This is a genomic window from Comamonas sp. UBA7528 (genome assembly GCF_002479375.1).
Taxonomy (GTDB): domain Bacteria; phylum Pseudomonadota; class Gammaproteobacteria; order Burkholderiales; family Burkholderiaceae_C; genus Comamonas.
On sequence record NZ_DLMU01000015.1, the window covers coordinates 13,374 to 32,215 of the forward strand.

Consider the following 18,842-nt stretch of genomic DNA (forward strand, 5'->3'; position numbering starts at 1 on the left):
CAACCGCCCGGCGGATCCGGTGCGCGCCCCTGGCACACCGCCGCAGGCGGTGTGAAAACGGGTTCAGGGCGCTTTGGCGGGCAGCTGCGCCAGCCATTGCTGCAGCTGCAGCCCGACCTGGTCCACCGCCTGGGCCAGGGCCTGCGCACCTGCGGCCGCATTGGCGGCACTGGCGGGCTGCTGCAGTGCGAACAGCCGCTGCCCCAGCAGCACATCGCCTCCGCGCCGGGAATCGATCAGGGTGGCCCGCAAGCGCAGCACCCCCACGCTGGCCGTGCTGCCGGTGAACACCTGTTCGAACTCCTCCAGCGCCAACTGCAGCACTGGCGGTGTCTGGCCCTGCACACGCGGCGCCTGGGCCCCGCGCTCGGCGGACAGCACGATCCGGTCCTGGCTCAGGATGTCGCGCAGGCGCTGCTGCACCAGCACTGCTGGCGGCTGGCTCCAGCGGGCATAGGCATAGGCATGCTGGGCATTGGCATCGGCATAGGCCAGGCGGTAGAGCACGGAGGTGCTGTTCTCGTTCTGGGCACGCGCCTGGATATCGGCCAGTGCCAGCACCGGATGGACGCTGGCGGGGGCTGCTGCGGCCACCGCGGGCGCCGGCCCCAGATCGAAACGCGCCGGCTGGCTGGGCGATGAGGGCAGGTTGCTGCAGGCGCTCAACCCCGTCGCCAACAAGGCGGTCCCCAACAAAGTGCTTGCACGCATGGTGTTCTCCTTCTCCTTAGCGGCTGGCCGCAGCCGGTGCGGCAAAGCCCGGCTCGCCCGGTCCTGGCTGGACCCGGCCTTCGCCAAAAATCAGGGACTGGGGGTTGTTGGTAATGCCCGAGGCCGCCGCGCCCATGCCCCGCGCAGCGCGCGAGACATCGCTGGCCGCCTGGGTCACGGCCGGCAAGGTGGTGCGGGACAGCTGCTCTGCCGCCGCGCCCATGGACTGGGCACCGCGCTCCAGTTGGTCCATCGGACCGTCCGGATTCTGCAGGCGCTGCGCCAGCTGGCGCACCTCGGTGGCCAGTTGACCGGCCTCCTGCCCCGCCTTCTCCAGCGCCAGCATGCTGCGCCGGGCGTTCTCCGACAGCTCCGGCAGTTGGGCCGCCGCCGGGTCGATGCGCTCGGTGATGGTGCGGTTCAGGCTGTGGGTCAACTCGTTCACCCCCTTGGCCGCGCCAGCAATGTCACCCAATGCGGCCGAGAAGCGCTGCTGGTTCTCGGTGCCCAGCAGCTCGTTGATGCGGCGGGTCGCTTCGTCCACCCGCCCCATTATGAGCATGCCCTGGTCGGCCAGCACGGTCAGCGGCGAGGAGCGCATGGGCAGACGCTGCAGCCCGCTGGGACCGGTGGCCAGCACGCTTTGCGGTGTGTCGCTGTCGTCCAGCTGGATGTGGGCAATGCCGGTCACCCCCTGGTAACCCAGCTGGGCATAGGTGGTCTGGGGGCTGACCGGGGCATCCGCGTCGACCGCAATGCGGATCAGCACATTGCCGCTGCTTTGCGGATCAAAGCCGATGCGCGTGACCTTGCCCACCGACACGCCCTTGTAGCGCACCGTGGCCTGGGGCTGCAGGCCGCTGATGGCATCCTTGGTGGACATTTCATATTCCACATACTGGTGGCGGTCGCGTGTCAGCCACATGGCCAACCCTGCCAGCAAGCAGACCACGGCCACCACGAACAGGCCTGCGGCCATGGCATGGGACTTGTTTTCCATCATCGACCTCCCTCTGGGCCCGGCCCGGATGGTGCGGGTGCCATGGCCCTGCGGCCACGCTCACCCTGAAAGAATTGCGCAACAAAGGGGTGGGGAAAGACCGCCACCTCCTGCGGGGTGCCGGTGACCAGCACTTTTTTCTCGGCCAGCACGGCCACACGGCTGGACAGTGCGAACAGCGTATCCAGATCGTGGGTGACCATGACCACGGTCAGGTCCAGCTCGGCATGCAGCTCACGCAGCAGGGCGCAGAAATCGTCCGAGCCATTCGGGTCCAGTCCTGCCGTGGGCTCGTCCAGCAGCAGCAGCGGCGGGTCCATGATCAGCGCCCGCGCCAGCGCCACCCGCTTGATCATGCCACCCGACAGATCGGCCGGCATGCGCGTGGCATGCTCAGGCTTGAGACCCACCATCTGCAGCTTGACCAGGGCCGCGGCATCCACCAGCGCGCGCGGGAGCGTCCCCAGCTCGCGCAGCGGGAAGGCTACGTTGTCCAGCACGTTGAACGCCGAATACAGCGCCCCCTGCTGGAACAGCATGCCCACGCGGCTGGCCGCGCCTTCGCCCCCCATGGCCGCCGCCGGCTGGCCCAGCACCTCCACCGTGCCCTTGCCCGGCTCCAGCAGCCCCAGGATCTGGCGCAGCAGCACCGTCTTGCCGGTCCCCGAACCACCGACGATGGACAGCATCTCGCCGCGGTAGATGTCCAGGTCCAGGTCCTGGTGCACGGCGAACTGGCTCTCGCCTTCACCGAAGATGCTCCACAGCTTGTCGATATGCACCACGCGCTCGCCCTGCGCCCAGGGGGCTGCGGCCGCGGAAGAGGGAGAGACTGCGGTATCGGCCATCAGAAACCCACGTTGCGAAACAGAATGGCGAAGACCGCATCCACCACGATCACCATGGTGATGGCCGTGACCACCGAGGCCGTGGTGCCCTGACCCAGGCTCTGGGTGTTGGGCTCCACACGCAGACCCCAGTGGCAGCCAATCAGCGCGATGAACACGCCGAACACCACCGACTTGCCCATGGCCAGCCACAGATTGCCGACGTTGACCGCGTCCGGCAGCGACTGCAGAAAGTACGCGGCCGAGATGCCCATGGTCATGTCCGCAGCCAGCATTCCGCCGGCCAGCGCGGCCAGCGTGGTCCACAGGCTGATCAGGGGCATGGCCAGCGCCAGCGCCAGCGCACGCGGCATCACCAGGCGGTAGCCCTGGGGAATGCCCATGACCTGCATGGCGTCGAGCTCCTCGGTCACCCGCATCACACCGATCTGGGCCGTGATGGCCGAGCCGGTGCGGCCCGCCACCAGAATGGCGCCCAGCAGCGGCCCCAACTCCCGGATCAGCGAAATGCCCAGAATGTTGACGATGAAGGCCTCCGCCCCGAACTGGCGCAGTTGCAGCGACATCAGATAAGCCAGCACCACGCCGATCAGAAAACCCACCAGGGCCGTGATGGGCAGCGCCATGGCGCCCATGTTGTAGAGGTGGCCCGACACATCGCGCCAGGGTCCGCGCAGCGGTGCGCGCAGCAGGCGCAGCACATCCAGCAGCAATTGGCCGATCAGCTGCACCATGGCCAGCAGATGCTCACGCCCCTGGATGACCATGCACCCCAGGGACTCCACGGCCTCGCGCACCGGATGCGCCTTGGGCCTGGGCGCCGGAGGCGCGGTGAAGCGCTCCACCCGCTGCAGCATGGCCTTCTGCCCCGGCGTGGCCTTCAGGCGCGCAGGCCATTGTCCCTGCCAGTGCTGCCACAGCAGCTGGGCACCCACATGGTCCAGCCAGTCCACGCCGTGCAGATCCCAGCCCAGATCGGGCTGCGCCGGCACCGCCTTGAGCTGTGCCTGCACGCGCGCCCAGTGGGCGCGGTCACCGAAATCGGCGGCGCCCCATCGGCCCTGCAGCACGGCCCAGGCCCCTTCCGGGGTGTTCTGGCGTTGCAGCTGCGGCGGCAAGGAAGTCATGGGCAAGGTGATACGGCTACTCCGGCAACAGACAAGGCCACAGGATAACGGCAGCGCCGCGCCCTGGCACGGCCGCCCTGCATCGCAATCCGCTGCATCCGCAGAATGTGGCGCTGCAATATTTATCAAAAACCCGCGGCAAATCAAGTTCTGCGTGCCTATGCAGCTACATCTTTACAAGCAAGCTGCCGTTTTCCCTCTCGACAGTGGCAGGCCATTTCCCACAATCATTGCCATCCCATTGACCCCGGCTTCCAGCGAGCCGGACCTCTTTTCTTGCGGCCTGTGCACCCCATGAGCGACAACCAGTTTGACTACATCATCATCGGCGGCGGCACCGCCGGTGCCCTGCTTGCCAACCGCCTGAGCGCAGACCGCAGCCTGCGTGTGCTGCTGATCGAAGCGGGCCGCAAGGACGACTACCACTGGATCCACATCCCCGTCGGCTACCTGTACTGCATCGGCAATCCGCGCACCGACTGGCTCTACCAGACCGAACCCGACGCCGGCCTGAACGGCCGCCGCCTGCGCTACCCGCGCGGCAAGACGCTGGGAGGGTGCTCCAGCATCAACGGCATGATCTATATGCGCGGCCAGGCCCGCGACTACGACGGCTGGGCACAGATCACCGGCGACGACGCCTGGACCTGGGACAACGTGCTGCCGGCATTCCGCCGCCACGAAGACCACTGGCGCCTGGACCAGCCCGAAGGCGTGAACGAGAACTTCAAGCGCCTGCACGGCAACAAGGCCACCGGCAGCACCGGCGAATGGCGGGTGGAAAAGCAGCGCCTGCGCTGGGACATCCTGGACGCCTTCGCCCAGGCGGCGCAACAGGCCGGCATTCCCGCGACCGATGATTTCAACCGTGGCACCAACGAAGGCGTGGGCTACTTCGAAGTCAACCAGAAAGCCGGGCTGCGCTGGAATACGGCCAAGGCTTTTCTGCGCCCCACCTGCTACGGGCGGCCCAACTTCGAACTGTGGACCTGCGCCCAGGCCACGCGCCTGGTCACCCAGCGCCAGGCAGACGGCAGCCTGCGCTGCACCGGCGTGGAAGTGTGGACGGGCGATGAACGCCTGGTGGCCCATGCCAGCGAGGAAGTCGTGCTCAGCGCCGGCGCCGTGAACTCGCCTCAGCTGCTGCAGCTGTCGGGCATCGGCCCCGGCAGCCTGTTGCAGCAGCATGGCATTCCCACGCTGTGCGATCTGCCCGGGGTGGGAGCCAATCTGCAGGACCACCTGCAGATCCGTGCCGTCTACAAGGTGCGGGGGGCACCCACGCTGAACGTGATGGCCAGCTCCCTGTGGGGCAAGGCCAAGATCGGTATGGAATACGCCTTCAAACGCAGCGGCCCGATGAGCATGGCGCCTTCGCAGCTGGGGGCTTTCACGCGCAGCGACCCCCACCAGCCCCATCCCAATCTGGAATACCACGTGCAGCCCTTGTCGCTGGATGCGTTCGGCGAGCCACTGCACCCGTTTCCGGCCTTCACCGCCAGCGTCTGCAACCTCAACCCCACCAGCCGGGGCACGGTGCAGATCACCAGCGCCCATTTCAAGGATGCGCCGGCGATTGCCCCCAACTACCTGTCCACGCCCGAAGACCGCCAGGTGGCGGCCGACAGCCTGCGCGTGACGCGCCGGATCGCGGCCCAGCCAGCGCTGGCGCCTTACCAGCCCGAAGAATGGAAGCCCGGCCCCCAGTACCAGAGCGATGAAGACCTGGCCCGCCTGGCGGGCGACATTGCCACCACCATCTTCCACCCCGTGGGCACCACCGCCATGGGCCGGGACGACGACCCGAACGCCGTGCTGGACAGCCGCCTGCGCGTGCGCGACGGGCGGGGCGGCCTGGTGGCCGGGCTGCGCGTGGTGGACGCCGGCGCCATGCCCACCATCACCAGCGGCAACACCAACAGCCCCACGCTGATGATGGCCGAGAAGGCGGCCGAATGGATGCGCGCTGACCGGCAGGCGCGCCGCCAGCATGCAGAGGTGGCACCCGTACCGGAAGCGGCTACCGCCTGAGCAGCCCGAACCCGGCCTCTGGGCGCGGGGCGAAGGCGACACAGTCAGCCCGGACATCGGCGGTCCATGACCACCGCCGTCTGCACGGTGTCGGACAGCGTGGCATACGCACCAGTACGGTGCGTATGCCACGCCTCAAAAAATCAGAGCAGCGAGGGCTTATTCCATGCACAACCTGATCTCCATCAAGCCACCACAGCTTGGTGCGTGTAGGCTGTAAGCTCCTATTTTGTAAGTGCGCGCAAGCCGTTGCCTCCTACGCCATGCAGGCCGTGGCCGCCCAAACGGTTGCACCTGCTTGCAGTCGTGACAACCAACGGTCTTCCCGCTGCGGGAAATCCCCGATGCACCGCGTCAGTGCAAGTCTTACAGTAGTCCCACTTCTGAGCGCACCACGGTGCGACACGGAGGAGCCGAGGAGACGACTCGACACAACCAGACCAATATGCATAAAAAGCATCCGACATCGAGATTGCTTTCCCAGCGCCGGCACTGACCGGCGCTTTTTTATGGCCCGCTGATTCGGCCCCTGCAGCACGGCGGCAGCCCATGGCGGTGCGACAATCCGCGCCACTATGGAATGGATACTCGTCTCCCTCGCCTCGGCACTGGCCGGTTTTGTGGATGCCATCGTGGGGGGCGGTGGTCTGATCCTGGTGCCCGCCATGTTTGCGGCCTTTCCCACCACCACCCCTGCCACGCTGTTCGGCACCAACAAAAGCGCAGCCGTCTGGGGCACCGCCATTTCGGCCTGGCAGTACAGCCACCGCGTGCGCATCACCTGGGTCACGCTGGTGCCGGCCATTGGCACCACTTTGGTCGGCGCCTTTCTGGGGGCCTGGGCGGTCACCCTGATCAAGCCCGACTTCCTGCGCATCCTGCTGCCCTTCATCCTGCTGGGCGTGCTGCTGTACACCCTGGCCAAGAAGGAACTGGGCCGCGACCATGCGCCGCGCCTGACCGGCCGGACCGAGATGTGGGCCGCCAGCGCCATCGGCCTGCTGATCGGCTTTTATGACGGCTTCTTCGGGCCCGGCACCGGCAGTTTTTTTGTCTTTCTGTTCGTGCGCCTGCTGGGCTATGACTTCCTGAACGCCTCGGCCAGCGCCAAGCTGCTGAACCTGGCGTCCAACGCGGCAGCGCTGCTGCTGTTCTCGCTCAAGGGCCATGTGTGGTGGCATTTCGCGATCCCGCTGGCCGTGGCCAATGTGCTGGGCAGCATGCTGGGCACCTGGATGGCCCTGCGCCACGGCACGGGCTTTGTGCGCACCATTTTCATCGGCGTGGTGAGCCTGCTGATCCTGAAGACCGGCTGGGACGCTTTCAAGCTGCTCTGAGCCCGCACGCGCCGCAGCAAGCCCTCCCGTGCACGCGGGCTGCGAGGCCCGCCATCTGCGGCCACGGGGCCTCGCTTCTATAATTGCTGCTGCTTTCGCCTTAAAGCCGCGCACAACGCTGGTGCTACCGCACCGCAGCGCGACACAGCCCAGCCCACCGCCTTGCACGATGCCCTTGCGGCATCCCGCGGTCCGGCGGCTGTGGGCCCTCACTGTGGACCTGCTGAGCATGCAGGCGGCCCCGTCCATCCGGGGCCGGGGCACTTGTCCTGCGCGACGGCTGCTGGAACCCATTCCCATGAAACGCATTTCCCTGATTGCCATGGCCACCCTGGCCCTGGTGGGCGCGACCGCTGCCCAAGCCCGTTCGTTCGACGCCATCCAGAAGGACGGCACGCTGCGCCTGGCCACCGAAGGCTATTACGCCCCGTTTGCCTACTTTGAAGGCAAGAAGCTGGTGGGCTTTGAAGTGGATCTGGCCGAATTGATGGCCCAGAAGATGGGCGTGAAGTTCGAGTGGAAGACCATTCCCTTCGATTCCCTGCTGACCGGTCTGTCCCAGGACCGCTGGGATCTGGTGATCTCCTCGCACGGCATCACGCCCGAGCGCGAGAAGGCAGTGACCTTCACCCTGCCCCACTACTGCTCGGGTGCCCAGGTGATTGCCCTGTCCGACAGCATCAAGGGCGGCAAGGACCTGGCCGGCAAGACCGTCTCGGCCCAGACCGGCACCACCTACCTGGACTATGTACAAAAGCATGTGCCCGGCGTGAAGCGCGTGGTGAACTTCCCCACCAACGAAGCCGCCATGCATGCACTGATGTCCAAGCGCGCCGATGCCTGGGTCACCGAGCGCTTCCTGGCCAAGGAAATGCTGGCCAAAAACCCCAACATCCAGTTCAAGCAGGGCGAGATGCTGTTCGTCGAGCGCATTGCCGCGGCCGTGGCCAAGGGCAACCAGAGCCTGGTCGGTGCCTGGAACAAGGCGTTTGCCGAATCGCTGAAGGACGGCAGCTACGCCAAGATTTCGCAAAAGTGGTTCAAGGAGGATATCCGCTGCCCTGAATAAGCCCTGCTGCCAGCAGTTGCCCGCACAAAGCGCTGCTGGCCCGCACCAGCACGCTTTTCCCGTCGCGGGCGAATTTTCTGTGGGGTCTTGCGCACACCCGGCACCCGGGTATTGCCAAACTGTCAGGAATCTTGCGGCACACGGCATGCGTGCACTCACTCTCGCCACCCATGGCATGCAGCCATATTTCGCACGCCTTAGAGGCTGTAGGGCATAAGCATATATCTCCCTATAATTTTGCTAATGTGGGTTTAGGTACTTTGCGCTCTGGCGCCCCTGCTCCCCATAATCAATGACCGGCTGCCCTGCCTGCCGGTTTTTTGTTCAGAACAACATTCCACAAGGAAACGAGGAGTGCGTATGCAAGTGTTGAAGGCCGTTGCCGTGGCTGCCGCTTTGTGCGGTGCCGTTATTGCCCAAGCCCGTCCGCTGGAAGAAATCCAGAAAAGCGGCACCATCGTTCTGGCATCCGAAGGCCAGTACGCTCCCTTCAACTTCTTCAAGGGCAAGCAGCTGACTGGCTACGAAATCGAGGTCGGCGAAGCCGTGGCCAAGAAGATGGGCCTGAAGTTCGAATGGAAGACCGTGGGCTTTGACGCCCTGCTGACCGGCCTGGCCCAGGACCGCTGGGATCTGGTGATCGCCTCGCACGGCGTCACCGAAGAACGCGCCAAGGCCGTGACCTTCACGCTGCCCCACTACTGCTCGGGCGGCCAGATCGTGTCGCTGACACCGTCCATCTCCAAGGCCGGTGATCTGAGCGGCAAGGTTGTGGCCGTGCAGACCGGCACCAGCTACATGGACAACGTGAAGAAAGTGGCCGGCGTCAAGGAAGTGAAGAACTTCCCCACCGACGAAGCCGCACGCAGCGCCCTGGGCTCCAAGCGTGTCGACGCCTGGGTGACCGACCGTTTCGTTGCCAAGGAAATGCTGGCCAAGGCCCCCAAGGCCGGCTTCAAGGCCGGTGACATGCTGTTCATCGAACATATCGCCGCCGCCGTCTCCAAGGGCAACCAAGGCCTGGCCGATGCCTGGAACAAGGCCTTGAAGGAAGCGATTGCCGATGGCACCGTGGGCGCCATCTCCAAGAAGTATTTCCAAGAAGACATCACCTGCAAGTAACCCCCTGACGGCCAGGCCCTCCCCCGGCCTGGTCGTTTGCTTTTTCCCCATTCGCCCATGTTTCTCGCCCTCTGGCCCGCGCACTGGAGCCGCACCCAGCGCAGCAATGCCACGCTGATCGCCGCCCTGCTGCTGATGGTGCTGGTGCTGTCCCTGCTCGGTCAGTTCCTCTCGTATTTCCCTGAACCCATTGGCTCCAATGCCGAACTGTTCGCCGAAGGCGCGCTCACCACGCTGTCCCTGACGCTGGTCTCCGGCGCCGTGGGCCTGCTGCTGGGCACCGGTGCCGCACTGGCCCGCACTTCCCGCCTGGCCTGGCTGCGCTGGATTGCCAGTTTCTATATCTGGGCCATCCGCGGCACGCCGCTGCTGGTGCAGATCCTGTTTGTCTACTTCGCCCTGCCCGTGCTGGTGCCCGGCCTGAACCTGCCGGACTTCGCCGCAGCCGTGGTGGCCCTGGGCCTGAACGCCGGCGCCTACAACGCCGAAGCCATCCGCGCCGGTCTGCTGGCCGTGCCCCGTGGCCAGACCGAAGCCGCCCGAGCACTGGGCCTGCCCAAGACCCGCGTGTTCCTGGATGTGGTGTTCCCCCAGGCATTCAAGATTTCGCTGCCGCCGCTGGTGAGCAACTTTGTGGCGCTGCTCAAGGATTCCTCGCTGGCCTATGCGATTGGCGTGGTGGAGCTGACCAACGTGGGCAACCGCATCCAGTCGGCCACCTTCCAGCCGGTGCAGACACTGGTGACGGTGGCCATCACCTACCTGATTCTGACCACGCTGGTGACCCAGGTGACGCACGCCATCGAGTACCGCTTTGACGTGGAAGGACGCGCCAAATGAGCACCACGCAAACCGGCTCCCCCTATATCGTTGCGCAGAATGTGCGCAAATCCTTTGGCAACCACGAGGTGCTCAAAGGGGTGTCCACGGTGTTTCGCACCGGCGAGGTGACCGTGATCATCGGCGCCTCCGGCTCCGGCAAGAGCACGCTGCTGCGCGCCATCAACCGGCTGGAACCGCATGACAGCGGCTCCATCACCATCGGCGGCACGGAAGTGACCGACGACGAAGCCACGCTGCTCAAGCAGCGCAGCGAAGTCGGCATGGTGTTCCAGCAATTCAACCTGTTCGGCCACATGAGCGTGCTGGACAACGTGACGCTGGCGCCCCGCCGCATCCACAAGCTGCCGCGCGCCCAGGCCAACGAGAAGGCCATGTCCCTGCTCAAGCGCGTGGGCATGGAAGCCCATGCACACAAGTACCCCTGGCAGCTGTCCGGTGGCCAGCAGCAGCGCGTGGCCATCGCCCGTGCGCTGGCCATGGAGCCCAAGGTGATGCTGTTTGACGAACCCACCAGCGCACTTGACCCCGAGATGGTGCAGGAAGTGCTGGACGTGATGCGCCAGCTGGCCAAGGCCGGCATGACCATGATCGTCGTGACCCACGAAATGGGCTTTGCCCGTGAAGTGGCCGACCGCGTGATGTTCTTCGACCAGGGCTGCATTGCCCACGATGCGCCACCCGCCGAGTTCTTCAGCAACCCGGCCAACGACCGTATCCGCGCCTTCATCGGCCGCATGAGCGCCTAAGCGCATCGAAAAAGGGTGCACGCGGTGTGCGTGCAGCATCGGTCTTCTTCTGCAATGCGGGATGGACTGCCGCTGCAAGGGCACGGCTTGCGCCTGTTGGGTTTGGACCGCCTGTGGCCTCGCCTGGCCGCAGGCACTGAAAGTGGGTTGCGTATGCGCACCGAACGCTGGGGCCTGGCGGCCCTGCTGACCGTCACCGTTGTCTGGGGCACAACCTTCCCGGCCATGAAGCTGCTGTCCGGTCACCTGTCGGCACTGGAAATCATCTGGCTGCGCTTCATCATCGCCAGCGCCGTGCTGCTGCCGCTGTGGCGCGGCATGCGCCGCAGCGAACGCCGCTGGGGCCTGCTGCTGGGGGGCTTGATGTTCATCGCCTTCTGGCTGCAGGTGGAGGGCCTGGCCCACACCAGCAGCAACCGCAACGCCTTTGTCACCGGCATGAATGTGCTGGTGGTCCCCATCCTGGCCATGGCCGTGCTGGGGCGGCGCTACGGCTGGCAGCTGTGGGTCGCCTGCGCCATGGCACTGGCCGGCATGTTTTTCATGTTCTTTGAAGACGCGCCCTGGAACTGGGGGGACTCCCTGACCCTGGCCAGCACGCTGTTCTACGCCATCTACATCCTGGCACTGGAAGAAGCCGCACGCCGCACGGCCTCCACACCGCTGCGGGCCACACGCATGGCCGCGGCCCAGGCCACGGTGATGCTGGGCTGCGCCACGGTGGCGCTGGCCGTGCAAGGCGGCTTTGGGGCCCTGTGGGAAGGCGCCGCCGCGCTAGAGCCCCATGCCTGGATCGCCGTGGTCTACCTGGGGCTGATTGCCAGCGTGATCGTGGTGACGCTGCAAGCCTGGGGCCAACAGCGCGTGGATGCCATGCGCAGCGCCATCGTCTTTGGGCTGGAGCCGGTGTTTGCTGCGCTGACGGCCTGGGTGCTGATTGGCGAGCAGATGGGCCCCGTGGCCATGGCCGGTGCGGCCCTGATCGTGGTGGCGCTGATCTTCAGCCAGTGGACGCCAGCCGCGCCGGCCCGGCCGGAGGAGGACGCGGGCGCACTCCCCGACGCTGCCAAGCCCTGAGCGCCCCAGGGCTCTCGGCACATCCCATCAAAAAGGCGCCCTGAGGCGCCTTTTTTCATCTCCGTTCCCGCCTCTGGCGATCCACAGGCCCAGGCCCGCAACGCTCAGTCCTCTTCGACTTCCACCGGCCCGCTCGGTACTGCCACCGCAGCGGCACCGTCGGTGCGGTAGTCGGGCAGCGGATGCACTGGCAGACCCGCCAGCGGCAAGGTCTCGCCCGGCAACGGGATGTCGTTGGCATTGCGCGAAGGACCAATCGGCGTGGAGGCCTGGCCTTTGCGCATGGCGGCAATGTCTTCCTCGCTGGGGTAGCGGCCCAGCAGCCAGTAGTCCATCACGCGGCGGGCGATGGGGGCGGCGGCGGCGGCGCCAAAACCGGCGTTCTCCACGATCACGGCCAGGGCGATGGTGGGGTTGTCCACCGGCGCATAGGCGATATAGAGCGAATGGTCACGCTGGTATTCGGTCAGCCTGGAGGCGTTGTACTTCTCGTTCTGGCGCACGCCCACGGCCTGGGCAGTACCGGTCTTGCCGGCCGACTGGTAGGAAGCACCCATGAACACACCACGCGCCGTGCCCTCCACCGTCACCGCGGCCACCGCGCTGCGCACCGCCTCGACATTGCTGGCCTTGTAACCCATGGGCTGGGCGGCATCGCGCGGCAGGGGCTGGTATTCACGGCTCACCGCGTCCACCCGCCCCAGCCCCAGCTGCGGCTTGTTCTTGACGCCATGGTTGGCCAGCATGGCCATGGCATTGGCGATCTGCAGAATGGTGAAATTGTTGTAGCCCTGGCCAATGCCCAGGGAGATGGTTTCACCGGCGAACCACTTCTTCTGCTCGGGACGCTTGTAGGTGTTGCGCTTCCACTCCTGGTTGGGCAGCACACCGCGCACCTCACCCTTCAGGTCCACCCCCGTCAGCTGGCCAAAGCCCATGGGCGCCAGCCAGTCGTGGATGGACTCCACGCCCATGTCGTTGGCCAGCATGTAGTAGTACACATTGGACGACTTGATGATGGAGCGGCGCAGATTGGTCGGACCGTTCGGGTGGCCGGAACGGAAGGTGTGGCCGCCGAATGTCCAGCTGCCGTTGTCCATGATGGTGGTGTCCGGCGTGCGCTTGCCGCTTTCCAGACCGGCAATCGCCATGAACGGCTTGAAGGTGGAGCCCGGCGGGTAGGTGCCGCGCAGCGCCCGGTTGAGCATCGGCCGGTCGATGGACTCGTTGAGCATGGCCCAGTTCTCCGTGTCGATACCGCCCACAAACAGGTTCAAGTCATAGGTGGGCTTGCTGACCATGGCCAGCACCTCGCCATTGCGCGGATCGATGGCCACCAGCGCGCCACGGCGGTTGCCATACAGCTCTTCCACCATCTTCTGCAGGCGGATGTCCAGCGACAGCACGATGGAATCCCCCGGCGTGGCGGGCCGACTGTTGAGGCGGCGCACGGCATAGCCACCGGCCGAGGTTTCCAGCTGCTCCCAGCCCGTCTGGCCGTGCAGCTCCTTTTCGTAGCTTTGCTCTATACCCAGCTTGCCGATGACTTCGGTGCCACGGTAGTTGGCCGCATCTTCCCACTCCTCAATGGCTTCTTTTTCCCGCTGGTTGATGCGGCCGATGTAGCCTACGATGTGGCTGCCCACGTTCTCCAGCGGATAGGAGCGGAACAGCCGGGCCTGGATGTCCACGCCCGGAAAGCGCCAGCGCTGGGCGGCGAACTTGGCCACTTCCACATCGCTCAGGCGGGTGCGGATGGGAATGGACTCGAAGCTCTTGGAGTCCTCCATCAGCCGTTTGAATTTGCGGCGGTCGCGCTGGCTGATCTCCACCACCTCGGCCAGCTGGTCGATGGTCTCTTCCAGATTCTCGACCTTGGAGCGGGTGATTTCCAGCGTGTAGGCGGAATAATTGGAGGCCAGCACCACGCCGTTGCGGTCCAGGATCTGACCCCGGTTGGGCACGATGGGCACCACCGCCGTGCGGTTGCTTTCCGCACGCTCGGCATAGGCGTCATGGCGCACCACCTGCAAGACCACCAGGCGGGCCCAGACCACCCCCAGCAGCAGCATGACCACCACGCCGATCACCCAGACGCGGACGCGGAAGTCCATCAGCTCGGATTCGGTATTGCGTACGTCCAGGTTCACCATGGTCGTTCCGTCCTTGCATGCGCCCGCACCGGGCTGCGGCTGTGCATGGCGCAGCTCCTCACAGCGGGCGGTTGCTGTCCCGGTCCGGGGGACGGCGTTGCGGTGCCAGCAGAATCCAGCTGGCCACCGGCCACAGCAGGGCTTCGATCAGCGGAGCAATCAGCACCCAGGGGCCGGGGAAGATCCCTCCGGCCACCATGCGGACCACCACTTCCACCGCATGGGTCATCACGAAGACAGGGGCCATGTACATGGCCTGGATCAGCACGTTGAACCACAGCACACGGCGGCTGGCCTGGCGGCAGGCGAACATCAGCAGCACATAGGACAGCGCATGCTGGCCCAGCAGTGCGGACTGGTGCACGTCCATGCTCAGGCCCAGGAAAAAACCGATGCCCATGCCCACTTTGCCGGACTGGTGCACGCCCCAGAAGGCCAGCACCAGCAGCAGCCAGTCCGGCATCCAGACCCAGCCGCCCCAGGGCAGCATGTTCAGGGCCAGCGCCACGACGATGGTCAGCGCGATGAACAGCGGGTTCACCGGCATCATCAGCTCTTGGCCGCGGGGCATGATCATGGCTTGGCCTCCTTCTGTCCCGGCAGGCGCACGTCCGTGGAGCGGCGGCTGGCGGACTTGTCATCGCGCTTGGCGGTGGGAGGCTCGGGCGCATGCGGGGTGTCCGGCAGCACCTTGTCCATGGGTTCCAGAATCATCACGTGGCGCGCGCCTTGCAGGCGGGCCACAGGTTCGCAATAGATGCGGGCAAAGGCCGATTCGGCGCGGCGCTCCACCTTGGAGACCTTGGCCACCGGCAGGCCCGAAGGGTAGACCCCGTCCACACCGCTGGTGGTCAGCAGGTCGCCTTCCTTCACATCGGCATTGCTGGGCATGAAGCGCAGCTCCATGGCGTCACTGCGCAGCGACGACGGATCGCCATAGGCCACGCTGCGTTCGCCGGTGCGCTGGTTCAGCACGGGAATGGCCTGGTCGCGGTCCACCAGCAGGCGCACCTCGCTCAGGAAGGGCTGCACACGCGTCACCTGGCCCAGCACGCCGCGCTCGTCGATGACCGGCGAGCCGGCCAGCACGCCCGCCACCTGGCCTTTGTCGATGACCACGCGGCGCGTGTACGGATCGGGGGTGTCGTAGATCACCTGTGCCGCCTTGGCCGGCACGGTCACGCGGTCCCGCAATGCCAGCAGCTGGCGCAGCTGCTCGTTTTCCTGCAGCAGCTGATCGGACTGGGTCGCGCGCTGTGCCATGGCCAGCATGGCCTGGCGGGCCTCCTGGGCTTCTTGCTGCGCGCTTTCCAGGTCGTCGAAGTACGTCACGCCGCCGCTGAAGAAGCGGATCGGCTGGACCATGGCCCACTGCACCGGATACAGCACGGTGGACACCACCTGGCGCACCGGCTCCACCACTTTGAAGCGGGCATCGGCCACCATCAAAAACAGCGCCAAAGCGCTGTAGGCCACCAGCTGCGACAGGGCGGAAGGCCCCTGCTTGAACATGGAAGGAGCGCTGCGCTCCAGCGTGCCCATGCTCATGCGCGGCCTCCCGGCAGACGAGCGGCCACCTGCGCGGCGTCGGCAACGCCGCACACAGCGGAATCCAGAGCGCGTGTGCTGTTCATGACAGGGTGAGGGCAACGCCAGGACCGGAGGCCCCGGCCATGGCGAAAAGATTACTCGCTGGTAAAGATGCTGCCCTGGCGGTCCATGGACTCCAGAGCCATGCCGCAACCGCGTACCACACAGGTCAGCGGCTCTTCGGCCACCAGCACGGGCAGACCGGTTTCTTCGGCCAGCAGGCGGTCCAGGTCACGCAGCAGCGCACCGCCACCGGTCAGCATCATGCCGCGCTCGGCAATGTCGGCACCCAGCTCCGGAGGGGTCTGTTCCAGCGCGTTCTTCACGGCGGAGACGATCTGGTTGAGCGGATCGGTCAGCGCTTCCAGTACCTCGTTCGAGGAGATGGTGAAGCTGCGCGGCACGCCTTCCGACAGATTGCGGCCCTTGACTTCGATTTCCTTGACTTCGGAGCCGGGGAAAGCGGAGCCGATCTGCTTCTTGATCAGTTCGGCCGTGGGCTCGCCAATCAGCATGCCGTAGTTGCGGCGGATGTAGTTGATGATGGCTTCGTCGAACTTGTCGCCGCCCACGCGGACCGAGCCCTTGTAGACCATGCCGCCCAGCGAGATCACGCCCACTTCGGTCGTGCCGCCGCCGATGTCCACCACCATGGAGCCCGACGCTTCGGACACCGGCAGACCGGCACCGATACCGGCAGCCATCGGCTCTTCAATCAGATAGACCTGGGCGGCGCCGGCCGCTTCGGCCGCATCCTTGATGGCGCGGCGTTCGACCTGGGTGGAGCCGCAGGGCACGCAGATGATGATGCGCGGGTTGGGCGCCAGCACCGAGCGGGGGTGCACCATCTTGATGAACTGCTTGATCATCTGCTCGGTGATCACGAAGTCGGCAATCACGCCGTCCTTCATGGGGCGGATGGCCTCGATATTGCCGGGCACCTTGCCCAGCATGGCCTTGGCCTCGGCGCCGACGGCCTGGATCACTTTCTTGCCGTGCGGACCGCCTTCATGGCGGATGGCGACGACGGAAGGCTCGTCCAGAACAATGCCCTTATCGCGGGCGAAAATCAACGTATTGGCAGTGCCAAGATCGATGGCGAGGTCGGTGGAGAAGTACCGACGGAAGGCTCCGAACATTCAAATTCCTCTCAGGCACAGCATGCGCTTCGGCCTGCCATCGCCGGGATATGTGACTTGCAATCAGGGAAGAACGGGGGTGGATCTTTGCACAATGACGTCTTTGCAGGTGTCATTACGGCAAAGCCGAGATAATACCGTATCCCCTGTGAATAACTTATGTCCGGACGCAGTGCACCACTGCATTGCATCGGGTTTCTGATCGGCATTTTTTCTATGGCACTCACCTCGCACGACATCGACCGCATCGCCAATCTGGCGCGGCTCGAGCTCTCGACCCCTGAAAGTGAGCGCATGCTCACTCAATTGAACGGATTTTTCGGCATCGTCGAGAAAATGCAGGCTGTGGATACCTCCGGCGTCCAGCCCCTGGCACACCCCGTGGCGGCCATCCAGGATGTGGTGCTGCGCCTGCGCGACGACGTGGTGAGCGAGTGCAACAACCGCGAAGCCAATATGCAAAACGCCCCGGCAGCGGACAAGGGTATGTTCCTGGTGCCCAAGGTCATCGAATGAACGCGCACAGCCACACAACCATGAGCAACACCGAACTGCACCACCTCGGCGTCGCCGAGCTGGCCGCCCAGCTGCGCGCCAAGCACGTCTCCGCCACCGAAGCCGCCCAGCACTTTCTGGCCCGCGCCAAGGCCCACCAGAACCTGGGCGCCTTCGTGTCCCTGAATGAAGACGCCACCCTGGCCCAGGCCAAGGCGGCCGACGCCCTGATCGCCGAAGGCCGTGGCGGCAAGCTGGCCGGCGTGCCCATTGCCCACAAGGACATCTTCGTCACCAAGGACTTCCCCACCACCGCCGCCAGCAAGATGCTGGAAGGCTACCGGTCGCCGTTTGACGCCACCGTGGTGCGCAAGCTGGCCGACGCCGGTGTGGTGACCCTGGGCAAGCTGAACTGCGACGAATTCGCCATGGGCGGCGCCAACGAGAACTCGGCCATTGCCCCGGTCGGCTTCGACAGCGCCCAGCCCGTGCGCAACCCCTGGGACACGAACCGCGTGCCCGGTGGCTCGTCCGGCGGCTCGGCTGCGGCCGTGGCCGCCCGCCTGGCGCCCGCCGTGACCGGTACCGACACCGGCGGCTCCATCCGCCAGCCCGCATCGTTCTGCGGCATCACCGGCATCAAGCCCACCTATGGCCGCGCCAGCCGCTACGGCATGATCGCGTTTGCCTCCAGCCTCGACCAGGCGGGCCCCATGGGCCGCAGCGCCGAAGACTGCGCCCTGCTGCTGTCCGAGATGTGCGGCCCCGACCTGGACCGTGACTCGACCAGCCTGGATGTGCCGGCCGAAGACTTCAGCGCCACGCTGGGCGACAGCATCGACGGCCTGCGCATCGGCATTCCCGCCGAGTTCTTTGGCGAAGGCCTGAGCGCCGACGTGCGCACCGCCGTCGACGCCGCCTTGAAGGAATATGAAAAGCTGGGCGCCAAGCTGGTGCCCGTGAGCCTGCCGCGCACCGAGCTGTCCGTGCCCGTGTACTACATCCTGGCACCGGCCGAAGCTTCGTCCAACCTGTCGCGTTTTGACGGCGTGAAGTTCGGCCACCGCGCCAAGGACTACGCCGACCTGAACGATATGTACAAGAAGACCCGCGCCGAAGGTTTTGGCGACGAGGTCAAGCGCCGCATCATGATCGGCGCCTATGTGCTGTCCGAAGGCTATTACGACGCCTATTACCTGCAAGCCCAGAAGATCCGCCGCATGATTGCCGACGACTTCCAGGCCGCCTTCAAGGACTGCGATGTGATCGCCGGCGCCGCGGCGCCCACCACGGCCTGGGCCATTGGTGGCAAGGCCGACCCGGTCAGCAACTACCTGGCCGACATCTTCACCCTGCCCGCTTCGCTGGCCGGCCTGCCCGGCATGAGCCTGCCCGCCGGTTTTGGCGAGGGCGGAATGCCCGTGGGCCTGCAGCTGATCGGCAACTACTTCAGCGAAGCCAGGCTGCTCAACGCGGCCCACCGCTTCCAGCAAGCCACCGATTTCCACCTGCGCACGCCCGCCGGTATTTGAGAAGCGCAGGAAGGACGAGATA

General features: G+C 65.7%; 17 protein-coding genes. 9 read left to right on the forward strand and 8 right to left on the reverse strand.

Annotated elements, in window-relative coordinates; genetic code table 11:
- Positions 1-63 precede the first annotated feature (63 nt).
- From B3349_RS18445 to B3349_RS18460, 4 genes are read right to left on the reverse strand one after another with little or no spacing between them, the layout of a single operon-like run.
- Positions 64-711: an ABC-type transport auxiliary lipoprotein family protein gene (locus B3349_RS18445; RefSeq protein ID WP_291590937.1), complete on the reverse strand. Its 648-nt coding sequence runs from the start codon at positions 709-711 to the stop codon at positions 64-66.
- 16 nt (positions 712-727) lie between these two features.
- Positions 728-1,711 (reverse strand): MlaD family protein, encoded by a 984-nt coding sequence (locus tag B3349_RS18450; protein WP_291590939.1) that lies wholly within the window; start codon positions 1,709-1,711, stop codon positions 728-730.
- The gene (locus B3349_RS18455; RefSeq protein ID WP_291590941.1) at positions 1,711-2,559 is read right to left on the reverse strand and encodes an ABC transporter ATP-binding protein; all 849 of its coding nucleotides are present in this window, start codon (positions 2,557-2,559) and stop codon (positions 1,711-1,713) included. Before B3349_RS18455 ends, B3349_RS18450 begins: the two co-directional genes overlap by 1 nt.
- Positions 2,559-3,686, reverse strand: a complete 1,128-nt coding sequence (locus B3349_RS18460) for an MlaE family ABC transporter permease (protein ID WP_291590942.1) — start codon at positions 3,684-3,686, stop codon at positions 2,559-2,561. The genes B3349_RS18455 and B3349_RS18460 overlap by 1 nt, the downstream gene beginning before the upstream one ends.
- 294 nt (positions 3,687-3,980) lie before the next feature.
- Here B3349_RS18460 and B3349_RS18465 point away from each other — a divergent pair, with 294 nt between their 5' ends.
- From B3349_RS18465 to B3349_RS18495, 7 genes are all read left to right on the forward strand, one after another.
- A complete protein-coding gene (locus B3349_RS18465; RefSeq protein ID WP_291590944.1) occupies positions 3,981-5,717 on the forward strand; it encodes a GMC family oxidoreductase in 1,737 nt (578 codons plus the stop codon).
- A gap of 575 nt (positions 5,718-6,292) precedes the next feature.
- On the forward strand, positions 6,293-7,054 hold the full coding sequence (locus B3349_RS18470; protein ID WP_272971780.1) for a sulfite exporter TauE/SafE family protein: 762 nt from the start codon (positions 6,293-6,295) through the stop codon (positions 7,052-7,054).
- Positions 7,055-7,352: 298 nt separating this feature from the next.
- Positions 7,353-8,123 carry an ABC transporter substrate-binding protein gene (locus tag B3349_RS18475; RefSeq protein ID WP_291590947.1) on the forward strand — a complete coding sequence of 257 codons (771 nt, stop codon included), beginning with the start codon at positions 7,353-7,355 and terminating at the stop codon, positions 8,121-8,123.
- Positions 8,124-8,483: 360 nt separating this feature from the next.
- Entirely contained in the window at positions 8,484-9,245 is a 762-nt protein-coding gene (locus B3349_RS18480; RefSeq protein ID WP_291590950.1) for an ABC transporter substrate-binding protein, read from the forward strand.
- A 57-nt stretch (positions 9,246-9,302) separates the two neighbouring features.
- Complete coding sequence (locus B3349_RS18485) at positions 9,303-10,085, forward strand: amino acid ABC transporter permease (protein WP_291590952.1); 783 nt, start codon at positions 9,303-9,305, stop codon at positions 10,083-10,085.
- On the forward strand, positions 10,082-10,834 hold the full coding sequence (locus B3349_RS18490) for an amino acid ABC transporter ATP-binding protein (RefSeq protein ID WP_291590954.1): 753 nt from the start codon (positions 10,082-10,084) through the stop codon (positions 10,832-10,834). Before B3349_RS18485 ends, B3349_RS18490 begins: the two co-directional genes overlap by 4 nt.
- A gap of 153 nt (positions 10,835-10,987) precedes the next feature.
- On the forward strand, positions 10,988-11,911 hold the full coding sequence (locus B3349_RS18495; protein WP_291590956.1) for a DMT family transporter: 924 nt from the start codon (positions 10,988-10,990) through the stop codon (positions 11,909-11,911).
- A 104-nt stretch (positions 11,912-12,015) separates the two neighbouring features.
- On the opposite strand, the gene mrdA is transcribed toward B3349_RS18495, so the two are convergent.
- The 4 genes from mrdA to B3349_RS18515 all read right to left on the reverse strand — a co-directional run bounded on the left by mrdA (position 12,016) and on the right by B3349_RS18515 (position 16,793).
- A complete protein-coding gene (gene mrdA, locus B3349_RS18500) occupies positions 12,016-14,064 on the reverse strand; it encodes a penicillin-binding protein 2 (RefSeq protein ID WP_291590958.1) in 2,049 nt (682 codons plus the stop codon).
- 58 nt (positions 14,065-14,122) lie between these two features.
- Positions 14,123-14,641 (reverse strand): rod shape-determining protein MreD, encoded by a 519-nt coding sequence (gene mreD / locus B3349_RS18505; RefSeq protein WP_066538841.1) that lies wholly within the window; start codon positions 14,639-14,641, stop codon positions 14,123-14,125.
- Positions 14,638-15,612, reverse strand: coding sequence for a rod shape-determining protein MreC (gene mreC, locus B3349_RS18510; protein ID WP_291590960.1), 975 nt, complete (start codon positions 15,610-15,612; stop codon positions 14,638-14,640). The genes mreD and mreC overlap by 4 nt, the downstream gene beginning before the upstream one ends.
- Positions 15,613-15,749: 137 nt before the next feature.
- The gene (locus B3349_RS18515) at positions 15,750-16,793 is read right to left on the reverse strand and encodes a rod shape-determining protein (RefSeq protein WP_066538840.1); all 1,044 of its coding nucleotides are present in this window, start codon (positions 16,791-16,793) and stop codon (positions 15,750-15,752) included.
- Positions 16,794-17,009: 216 nt separating this feature from the next.
- Between B3349_RS18515 and gatC the strand changes: the two genes are divergently transcribed.
- Together gatC and gatA are read left to right on the forward strand one after the other, a co-directional pair.
- The gene (gene gatC, locus B3349_RS18520) at positions 17,010-17,309 is read left to right on the forward strand and encodes an Asp-tRNA(Asn)/Glu-tRNA(Gln) amidotransferase subunit GatC (protein WP_280012206.1); all 300 of its coding nucleotides are present in this window, start codon (positions 17,010-17,012) and stop codon (positions 17,307-17,309) included.
- A 20-nt stretch (positions 17,310-17,329) separates the two neighbouring features.
- Positions 17,330-18,820, forward strand: coding sequence for an Asp-tRNA(Asn)/Glu-tRNA(Gln) amidotransferase subunit GatA (gatA, locus tag B3349_RS18525; RefSeq protein WP_291590962.1), 1,491 nt, complete (start codon positions 17,330-17,332; stop codon positions 18,818-18,820).
- The last annotated feature ends 22 nt before the right edge of the window (positions 18,821-18,842 follow it).